Below are 2,331 nucleotides of genomic sequence, written 5' to 3'. Positions count from 1 at the left end.
GCAATGGAGAGGATCGCCGCCGAGGGTGGCTATCCGCTCGCCGCCGCAGCGTTCCAATTCCCCTTGCATGAAGCTGCCGTCGCCACCGTACTGACCGGCACCGCCAAGCTGGCAAATCTGACGCGCAACCTCGAGCTGCTCGACATCGACGTACCGGAAACGGAATACGCCAAATATCGTCCCTACACGCTGGTGCAGGAGCTGGCGTGAAACTTCATGTTCTTGCGGCACATGGAGGAATGGATATTCCATATTGACGAATTGGTGGAATTAATATTCCATACGTTCCCAGAACGGAACGGAAGCGTGACGGCGCCAATGGGAGAACAGGGCGGGGGATCTGCCTCTGCCAGACCTCGCAACGACTGGTCAAACACCGCTTGCATCGATCTGTTCGATGCACTATCAAAACAGGGCAACTGTTTTTTATTGATAAAGTTCTGTTTGGGACCGCGCCTATCCGGACGGAGCTTCCGTATCGTTCACCGGGCGACTTAGGGAGGAAACCTCATGAAATTCGTGACCAGCATTCTCAACCGCCGCGCCGTCATGACGCTGGCAGCAGCTTCAATGCTCGCCGGCGTCATGCATTCGGCGCCGGTTTCGGCGGCGGACGTCACCATTCCGATCATCGTCAAGGACACCACGTCCTTCTACTGGCAGATCGTTCTGGCCGGCGCCCGCAAGGCCGGCAAGGATCTCGGCGTCAACGTGCCGGAACTCGGCGCCCAGGCTGAAACCGACGTCAACGGCCAGGTCTCGATCCTCGAGAACGCCGTTGCCAGCAACCCGGCGGCCATCGTCATTGCGCCGACCGAGTTCAAGGCGCTCGGCAAGCCGATCGATGAAGCCGCTGCCAAGGTGAAGGTCATCGGCATCGACTCCGGTGCCGACTCCAAGGCCTTCACCTCGTTCCTGACCACTGACAATGTGCAGGGCGGCCGCGTCGCTGCCGACGGCCTCGCCGCCGCCATCGGCGCCGCCAACGGCGGCAAGATCGAGGGCGACGTCGCCCTGATCACCAACGCACCGGGCGCCGGCTCGCTCGAACAGCGCAAGCAGGGCTTCACCGAACAGCTGGCCGCCAAATATCCGGGCCTCAAGCTGGTTGCCGACAAATATGCCGACGGCCAGGCCACCACCGGCCTCAACATCGCCACCGACCTGATCACCGCCAACCCGAACCTCAAAGGCATCTTCGCTTCCAACCTGATCATGGCGCAGGGCGTCGGCCAGGCCGTCGCGGAAAACAACCTAGGCGGCAAGCTGGCGCTGGTCGGTTTCGACAGCGACGAGAAGCTGATCAAGTTCCTCAACGACGGCGTCATTTCCGCCCTCGTCGTCCAGGATCCGTACCGGATGGGCTATGACGGCATCAAGACCGCGCTCGCCGCCTCCAAGGGCGAAAAGGTCGAAGCCAATGTCGACACCGGCGCCAATCTGGTGACCAAGGACAACATGAAAGACCCCAAGATCGACGCGCTGCTCAATCCGAAGCTCTGAGCCGTCGCATCCGCAATCGTCTCCGGGGCACCTCGCCCCGGAGACACAAACTGCCGCACGAACGGCTTGGCAATCCGCACGCCTGAGCCAGGCTGTTTTCGAGGCATATCCCTGCCTCGCCGCGTGCCAATCGTGAGGCCAGCCTGGGAAGCCAATCAGGGAGGCCAATCTGGGAGGATTGTCATGATTTCGACGGCGCAGGAACTGCATCCCGCACCCGTTCTGGAACAGGGGCGGACTATCCTCGAATTGCGTGGGCTGGAGAAGCGCTATCCCGGCACCCACGCGCTGAAACCGGTCGACCTCGCCTTCAAGTCCGGTGAGATCCACGCCATCGTCGGCGAAAACGGCGCCGGCAAATCCACGCTCATCAAGCTTCTGACCGGCGTCATGCCGCGCACCTCCGGAGAGATTGTCTGGGAGGGCCAGCCGGCCGCCCTGGCGACGCCGCACGAGGCGATGGCGCTCGGCATCAATGCCGTGCACCAGGAAGTCGTGCTGTGCCGTCACCTGACGGTCGCCGCCAACATGTTCCTCGGCGAGGAGAATTCGCGCTTCGGCATCCTGCAGCAGCGCGCCATGGTCAGGCAGGCGCAGACGATCATCGACGACCTCGGCTTCGACCTGCCGGCGCATGTCACGCTCGGCGACCTGACCATCGGCCAGCAGCAGCTGATAGCCGCCGCCCGCGCCACCGTGCGCGGCACCAAATTCCTGATCTTCGACGAGCCGACCGCCTACCTCACCCGCAAGGAGGCCGACCAGCTCTTCACGCTGATCCGCCGTCTGAAGGGCGAAGGCGTGACGATCATCTACATCAGCCACCGC

General features: G+C 62.5%; 2 protein-coding genes and 1 pseudogene. All 3 read left to right on the top strand.

From position 1 onward, the window contains the following. Positions 1-210, top strand: a pseudogene (locus EN925_RS32390) (aldo/keto reductase); the annotation flags it as partial. 300 nt (positions 211-510) lie between these two features. Next, positions 511-1,503: an ABC transporter substrate-binding protein gene (locus EN925_RS32385; RefSeq protein ID WP_127384612.1), complete on the top strand. Its 993-nt coding sequence runs from the start codon at positions 511-513 to the stop codon at positions 1,501-1,503. Between the two features lie 183 nt (positions 1,504-1,686). Next, positions 1,687-2,331, top strand: a 645-nt coding sequence (locus tag EN925_RS32380) for an ATP-binding cassette domain-containing protein (RefSeq protein ID WP_164894544.1), incomplete at its 3' end; no start/stop codon positions are given.

The sequence above is a fragment of the Mesorhizobium sp. M7A.F.Ca.US.006.04.2.1 genome, from assembly GCF_004022915.1.
Lineage (GTDB): Bacteria > Pseudomonadota > Alphaproteobacteria > Rhizobiales > Rhizobiaceae > Mesorhizobium > Mesorhizobium ciceri.
Note: the sequence above shows the minus strand (reverse complement) of the source record. Positions and strands in the feature narration are given on the sequence as shown.